The following is an 8,664-nucleotide window of genomic DNA, read 5'->3' on the forward strand; positions in this document are numbered from 1 at the left end:
AAGATGCTACCGATAGACGGCTTAGTCTTTTCAATAATGATTAAAAAATAACCGCTTAGTTGACCAGACTGGGGCGGTTATTTTTTTGATTTATACACAGAAATGCATATAGAAACTATCGCACAAATAACTAAAGTATAGTTAAATAAATCTGAATATGTAACCATGTCTATCACCTCCCTTCTGAAGAGGTTCAAGACTAAACCGCCTACCGTTATGGCAGCACCCGAATTCTATATTAACACCAAATATCAAATTTTACAAATTATAAAATGACTGTAAGAACTATGAACTATGCTCATATTAGACCTTTTAACCTTGGTATCATTAAATAAATTTAAAATAGCTGATATCTTATAAATGTAACTATCCACATCGTCCAATCTGTAACCTGACTTTGTAAACTGTCACATCTTATATAAGATACCAGCTATTTTTAATTAAATTTCAACTATAATATTCATTTATAACACTTCTATAATTATAGTAATTTTCTTTAAATTAAATTATTTCTTCTATATTATAATGTATTAATCAGAAGTTAAAATCTATCACTTTCCAATACATCTACATTATAACACATCAACCTGCTTAAGCAGCCTTCTCTGAGTTCTTCTCACTCTTTGCATAGCTCTTAGCTGAGTTAACTACAATGATAAGACCAAGTACGATAAGAAGAATTGCTATTATAAGCTGAAGTCCATTTGCTATGAACACCTTACCCCATGTAGTAGTACCTGCTGGGATTGTAACTGATGCTGCGTTCTGGATAGCCTTAACCATAGCGATAAGTCTCTGTACAAGTGCTGTAAATGTTACACAAAGCATAATGATAAGAGGTGGGAAGAGCATCTTGTTGCTGCGTCCTGTAACCTTTAAGAATACGCAGAGTGTTATAAGAACAAGTGCACTTAATAACTGGTTAGCTGAACCAAATAATGGCCAGATGTTAGCATATCCAATCTTTGTAAGTACGAAACCACAAAGAAGTGTTACGATTGTTGAGAAATATGTATTGCAAAGTAACTTTCTCCAGCCTTCTGCATGTTCCATATCATCTACGCTGAAAAGCTCCTGGAAGCTCATACGTCCGATACGTGCAACTGCATCAAGTGATGTAAGGGCAAGTGCTGATACACACATTGTCATAAATACTGTTGCGAAATGTACTGGAACACCAAACATTTCAAAGAAACCAGCTACACCACGGCTGAATATCTGGAATGGAGTACCTGTTGCTGCTGTACCATCAGCGGCTGCGGCTGCACCTGCTACACAAAGAGCAAGAACTGCAAGTAAGCTTTCAAGTACCATAGCACCATAACCAACCTTAAGCATATCCTTCTCATTCTCTACTGTCTTAGAAGATGTACCAGATGAAACAAGGCTGTGGAAACCTGAAACAGCACCACAGGCAACTGTTACAAAAAGGATAGGGAACATTGTTCCAAGCTTTGCATTGTTAAATCCTGTGTATACAGGAAGGTTCATAGATGGATGGGCAACTACAAGACCAAGTGCTGCTCCAACTATCATAGCGATAAACATAAATGTTGTCATATAATCTCTTGGCTGCTTCATAAGCCACATTGGCATAACTGCTGCAAAGAAGATATATACGAATGTGATATAGCTCCATGCATTCTTACCTAAGATAATTGGACAGAAGTTACCAATTACAAATGAAGCAACAATAAATGCAATACCAACTACTGCTTCTTTCCAGCCTGAAAGATTAAACTTCTTCTGGATAAGACCAAATACTACTGCGAATACCATAAACATAATTGATACTGTACCAGCAGAACCATTAGTTGAAGCTGCTGGTGCTAACTGTGATGCTCCATCAACTACTGTATATGCATTAAATGTACCTGCAACCATATCAGCAAATGCTGCAATAACGATAAGTGTAAATAACCAGCAGAAAAGTAAGAAAATCTTACGTCCAAACTTACCGATATATTTCTCAATGATCATACCCATTGACTTACCTTCGTTCTTAACTGAGGCATATAAAGCACCGAAGTCTGTTACAGCACCAAAGAATACACCACCGATAAGAATCCAGAGTAATACTGGTAACCATCCAAATGCTGCTGCCTGAATAGCACCTGTTACAGGACCTGCACCAGCGATTGATGAGAACTGATGACTAAATACAGTCCATCCTTTGGTTGGAACATAATCTTTTCCATCATTGTACTTTACGGCAGGTGTTTCTGCCTTAGGGTCTATACCCCACTTGTTTGCTAACCAACGGCCATATACCATATAGGCACCAAATAATATAACAGCCGCGATTAAAACGATTACTAAAGTGTTCATAATGTCACTCTCCTATATATAATATTAGCTGAGCAAATAAATATTCCCAGCCTATTTCACTAGCCAAATACAATGAACGCAGAAAAACGGAAATTAAAAATAACTAATTCCATAATGCAAAAAACCTTCGCCTCTGCACATATCTTAACGATATCGTACAAAGACGAAGGTAAATTACATTACTTCCGCGTTACCACTTTGCTTGCCGGATAAATCCGACCTCTCTACTGCCACACATATGGCATGCCCTGTTAACGATGGGTACCGGTTCTGACTACTAAATTAATATCTTTCACCAGAACTGCTTGCAGGTGAGGGCTTATCTATTCCTTGCTGCCGTTTCTCATCAACCAACGGCTCTCTGTAGGCGGTGATATAAATAAATCATTTCCTGTTCTTCGCATTTGACTATTGAATTAAGTAATAAGATAATCTCTTCATTTTAATTTGTCAATAAAAAATTTAATTATTTTTTTGTATTTTTAATGTATTTTTAATTTGACTACATTTCTACTATATCTTTACTGTAACATTTATTATGTTCTGAATGTCTTTAAAGCATCTATTGTCTGCTGTATAAGGTCATCAACACTCAAGCCGGGCATATCTGCTCTATTTTAAATAACCTCTCTTGAACAGCCAGCAGCAAAACCTTTGCTCTTGTGATAGTTGTGAATAAAAGGAATATTTGATTTTTTTATAATCACTCTGATGTATATTATATATCATTTTGGTATGGTATATATTTATTTTATATATTAATAAATTACAAACTTTATAATTATATACATATATAAGTATATGAAAATTTAAGATTTTTTTAATATTTACGGCTGGTTTTATTGACACAATTCTTTTATAACATTATAATTATTAGATAAAGATGCGTGGAGATATATAATTTTTCACAAATTAATCTAATTTAAGGAGCGTGATTCCAATGAAAAATATTAAGGTTCGAACAAAGCTTACTATAATTCTGGCTTTAGTAATTGTCCTTGTAACTTCTGAAAGTTTTATTTCTATTAAGAATATGAACCAGTTAAAAGACAAGGCACTTGAAACTATGGACACATCATCAAGACAAAATTATGATGATTCAATTAAAGAGCAGGTTGGTGTTGTCATCTCCCTGTTATCGGAAATCAATAATGAGTATAAGTCTGGTAAATATACTCTTGATGAAGCTAAGAAAATAGCCGCTGATGAAATCCGTCAGATGCGTTATGGCGAAGCTGGATATTTCTGGGTTGACCAGTCCGATGGCAAGAATATTGTTCTGCTTGGAAGTTCAACTGAGGGTACTAATCGTATGAATACTAAAGATGCTGATGGCTACCAGATGGTCAAGGAAATAATACGTGTTGCAGTCCAGGATGGTGGTGGTTATACAGATTATGTATTTCCTAAGGAGGGAGAAACAGAACCTTCACCAAAGCGTTCTTACAGCGAATACTTCAAACCTTTTGACTGGGTTGTTGGTACTGGCAACTATACTGATTACATAGACACTGCTATTGCACAGCAGGATGAGGAATTCACCAGCTATGCTTCAAGCAAAGCTATTTCGCTTATTTTATGCAGCGTATGTATGCTTATTGTTGTTGCTATACTCGTTGCTCTCATCGCAATTGATATTACTAAATCATTAAGAAAAATAAAAGAACAATTCGAAGTAATTGCCGGTGGTAATTTTGCCACAAAAATGCAACAGCCTATGCTTAAGCGTAAGGATGATTTCGGACAGCTAGCCAATGCACTTGAAACTATGCGCGAATCTGTACGAAGCCTGTTAGCTCAGGTAAAAAACGAGGCTGCCAATATTGATAAGGTTGTAGAAACTATCGACACTAATGTATACAATCTTAATGCAGAAATTGAAGACGTATCTGCAACAACAGAAGAGCTTGCTGCAAGTTCAGAGGAAACTGCCGCCTCTGCTGAACAGATTAACGGAATGACACAGCAGATTGAAGAAGCTGCAAGGGAAATTGCCATAAGAGCACAGGATGGTGCAACTGAATCCCAGGACATCCATAAACGTGCTGTAAAGACTAAGGATGATACTGTAGAAAACCGTCAGAAAGTTAAACAGATGATGGCTGACATCAGAGTAAATCTTGAGCAGGCTCTTGAAGATGCCAAAGTAGTTGACCAGATTGGTGTGCTTGCCGACTCTATCCTGAATATTACTGCACAGACCAATCTGCTTGCCCTTAACGCTTCTATTGAAGCTGCAAGAGCTGGTGAGGCTGGTAAAGGCTTTGCGGTTGTTGCAGAGGAAATACGTGTATTAGCTGAACAGTCTAAAGATGCTGTAGCCAACATTCAGGCTGTTACAGAAAATGTAAACAAAGCTGTAGGCAACCTGACAAGCGATTCTAACCGCCTGCTTGATTTCGTTGATACTGATATTGTTGAATGTCTTAACGGATTTGAAAAGATGGCTGATGACTATAATATGGATGCTTCCAACATTAACGATCTTGTATCTGATTTCAGTGCAACATCAGAAGAGCTTGTTGCATCTATAAGCAATATCACTCAGGCGATAGATGGAATCACTTCCGCTTCTAATGACAGTGCAACTGGAACAACCAACATAGCCCAGAAGACAATCGTAATCGTAAAAGGCTCAGAAGCTGTTATGAATGGAGCTAAAACCGCAGAAGCCTCTGCTGCTGAACTTCGTAAGAATGTTAATAACTTTGTTATTGATTAATTTTATATATAGCAGGAATTATGGGTGTGGAAATGTTTGTTTCCACACCTATTTCATTCCTCTGCTTTATTCTTTTATATTTTTCCTTAATATGCAGATATACCCGGCTCCACAACAATATGAAGCCGGGTATGATTAATTATCTTTAGTTTCTACTTATTGCTAATCTTATTATCCTCATCAATGACTTTAGATACTATCTGCCATTTGTCTGATTATAACAATAAGATAAATAATCTCTTTACTTTATACATTCTTCTTTCTTGTTACAGCAGCAATACCTGCTAATGCAATTGCCATCACACACAGAACAGCATACAATGCTATAGGTGTGCTGTCTCCTGTTGCTATGCCACCTGTTGCTGTATTATCAGCATTCTCTGTTGTTACAGCATAATCTGCTATTACGACTGCATATTCAGATGCGTGACTAAAGTTAAGAGATATATTACCATCTGCATCTATTGCACCTGCATTCTGGAATATCATTCTGCCTGTGCTGTCATAATAATAGAGATTGCCATATTTGCCAGCATATTCACTTCCTATATTGTATGTAAGACTTGCCTTGAATCCAAAATCTCCACTATATGCAAGTGAAATCTGCTTAACTGGGTTATTGCCAGCAAGCTCCGATATAACATCATCTGGTATTGCATCAGAGTCTGTATCTACCGCAAGGTTAATATCCTTAAGATTATCAGCCTGAATATTATTTCCGTTGATAGTCCATTTATAACCATTCATATCAAGAACAATATCAACATCCTTACCCTTGGCTGCTTCTAACACATCCTTTGGTGCAACTGTTGCATCTGACATATCAACTGTATAAGTATCTCCAGCCTTGGCAGTAGTAATTGCTGCTACAGCTTCCTGTATCTTATCAGATGATAACTTAGTTCCTTCATTGTTGCCTTTGTTTCCATCAGTTGTTGTCTGATTATTGTTACCACCGGTACTACCATTGTTGTCATCAGTAGGTGGAACAGAATCGTCTACTTCCGCATCTGCCTCGAAATAATAACTTCCAGTATCTGTATTAATGATATATCCATTCTTTATAAGTTCATCTAATTCTTCAGTTTTAATCCACTTTACATTCTTAACTCCAGGAATTACTGTTGGAAGTTCAATCTTCTGTCCTTTTTTAACAAATGATGTTTCTTTATATAAACACTTTGAACCAACATCTGGCGAATATGAATACACATATTTTTCTACGATATTGGTATTATAATTTGCCAAAAACGTTGTATTATTACTAACTATAGTATCTGAATCTGGATAGCCAACCATTGTCCAGCCTGTGATTTTTGCATCATCAAATTTAACACCGGTATCAAACTTCTCTAATGCCTTACTTAGCTTAGTTCTTCGTGGAACTTCTATTGTTTTGATTTCCCATTCCATATCTGCGTTAATATAACTGAACATAACATTTACATTTGGCTGAACAAATGTACCATTTTGTGTTACATTGAAATAATAATCATACATTAATGGAAGTTCTCTTCCACTTGTTTGTCTTTCAGTAGATGCATACAACATATTATTATATACATCACGAGCCTCTATACTTGAAACATACCATTCACATGGATAATCGTTTTCTGTAATAGTATATGTATATTCGTATTTGCTTGTTCCTTCAACATTCTGCATATAGCAGTCTACATCATCTTTAGAAGACAATTCAGAATTTACGTTTTTTAATACCATTTTCACAGAGGCTACACCTGTATCATCAGTAACATCCACTGTGAATTTCACCTGATCTCCTGCGGTGAGTGTCTGACCTGCCTTATCCATAGAAATACTGTTAAACTTTGGTGCATTTTTTTCATTTACTACATAATTGTCATTCTGTACTGTTACCTTACAATCCAATGCTGAATTTTTCTCCGCAAGGTTACCAGTTACATCTTTCACTTCTATATGATTAATATACCACTCACCAGGTACAATACCATCTGGGAGCTCCCATGAACCTATATAACAGCCATTAGCAGAATCCCATTGCAGATATATAGAATGTGAGGTATTCCTTTCAGCTACATTAACTTGAAATTGCACATAACAAGTGTCTTGTAAAGCGTAATTATCAGTTGCACCTATTGTAACATGAAGTGTATCTCCCGGTTTTACTGTCTGTCCATTTTCCTTTAACTCAACAGATGTAACCACTGGTTTCTCGTTATCACTACGAGTTATATTTACCCAGTATAAAGCTGATGAAGCTGTTACATTTAATACATCTGGTGTGCTTGAAATCACTGGCGAACATGTATTTCCTGCTTTATCTGTTACTGTAATATTACCGATGAAGACCTTTCCATCAACAAGTGTAGTATCAGCAATCTTTACTGTACACTCATAACTGTTATCCGCTTCATTAAACTGTAATCTGCCATTGGCATATGAATATTCATCCAATAAATAGACATCACCTTCTGATTTTAAAATCATCCTTACATCCTGAATACCTGATTCAGAATCATAAGCCTTGATTGTAATCTTAAATGTGTCATCATCTCCTACATTCTGTCCCTGTTTATCAATCGAAATACTTTCGACTACAGGTGCTGTTGTATCAAACTGTTCTGATGCGGCAGCTACATTTGTTTCCTGTGCCTGTGCTGTCCAGATACCTGCGTTTTTGCCACCGCTAAACAAGGCCGCAAGCATTGCAGCAGAAACTGTCACTGTTGCCAGCTTCTTTATAAATTGTCTTTTCATACGCATTTCCTCCTATAAGCGGATACCTTTTATTCAACTGCCTAATTAATACTATACAAACCACGTGATTAACACTATATATTCAGCCAGTTAAAATGTAAGATTCTCACTTATTCCTTCTGTAAATTAGTAGTTCAGATATTCATCATTAGAAATTCCTGTAAATATCCGCTATTATTGTACCCCCCCCCGAAAAAATTTTTCAATAGCTGAATATGTAAATTGATGTTGTAAATTATTATAATAACTTCCCGTTTATGAAGATCGGGAACTCCTTTTTACTGTATATTAAATCCGAATTTTATTTTAATATCATTCTTATCAAATGTTCCGTATAATTTTTCCTTAACCCTGCTATTACTTTCTCCACAAATAGAGCCAAACTAGGACCAATCGATAAAACAAATGCCGGAAACCAGCATAAATACAGGCTTTCGGCATTTTAATCCGTTACTATGAAATACCTTTGTATATTCCGCTACAAATTGAACAAATCCGCGTGTGTTCCGGTATCAACTAAAGTCAATGTTAGAACATCATTCTCCTTCATATAAATCAATAACCAATCCGGCTGAATGTGACATTCCCTGAACCCCTGGTATTTCCCTTTTAGTTCATGGTCACGATATTTCTCTTCGAGAGGAATATCATTCTGCAGCATCGTAATAACTTTATCTAAAAGTTTCAAATCCAAGCCTCGTTTCTTTGCCAGCTTGAGACTTTTCTTAAATTTCCCGGTTAGTATTAATTCATATTGCATCAATCAATATCCTCCAAAGCCTCTGAAAAGCTAGCGTATCTCTTTGTATTAGGATCTTTGCTGATTCTCTTTGCTTCTTCCATTGCCTCTAATACTTCCGGCTTATACTGTGGCA

4 protein-coding genes and 1 other annotated feature are annotated in these 8,664 nt (G+C 36.3%); of the genes, 1 reads left to right on the forward strand and 3 read right to left on the reverse strand.

Annotated elements, in window-relative coordinates; all coding sequences use genetic code 11:
* Positions 1–591: 591 nt before the first annotated feature.
* Entirely contained in the window at positions 592–2,328 is a 1,737-nt protein-coding gene (locus tag BM157_RS05390; protein WP_055173946.1) for a carbon starvation CstA family protein, read from the reverse strand.
* 156 nt (positions 2,329–2,484) lie between these two features.
* Positions 2,485–2,736 (reverse strand) — a binding site (T-box leader).
* A 532-nt stretch (positions 2,737–3,268) separates the two neighbouring features.
* On the opposite strand from BM157_RS05390, the gene BM157_RS05395 reads away from it, so the two are divergent.
* The gene (locus BM157_RS05395; protein ID WP_022501612.1) at positions 3,269–5,050 is read left to right on the forward strand and encodes a methyl-accepting chemotaxis protein; all 1,782 of its coding nucleotides are present in this window, start codon (positions 3,269–3,271) and stop codon (positions 5,048–5,050) included.
* A 246-nt stretch (positions 5,051–5,296) separates the two neighbouring features.
* Here the strand turns inward: BM157_RS05395 and BM157_RS05400 are convergent, their stop codons facing one another.
* Positions 5,297–7,789, reverse strand: a complete 2,493-nt coding sequence (locus tag BM157_RS05400; protein ID WP_090140230.1) for a hypothetical protein — start codon at positions 7,787–7,789, stop codon at positions 5,297–5,299.
* A 478-nt stretch (positions 7,790–8,267) separates the two neighbouring features.
* A complete protein-coding gene (locus tag BM157_RS05405) occupies positions 8,268–8,549 on the reverse strand; it encodes a type II toxin-antitoxin system YafQ family toxin (RefSeq protein WP_090140232.1) in 282 nt (93 codons plus the stop codon).
* Between the last annotated feature and the right edge of the window lie 115 nt (positions 8,550–8,664).

This window comes from [Lactobacillus] rogosae, from assembly GCA_900112995.1.
GTDB classification, from domain to species: domain Bacteria; phylum Bacillota; class Clostridia; order Lachnospirales; family Lachnospiraceae; genus Lachnospira; species Lachnospira rogosae.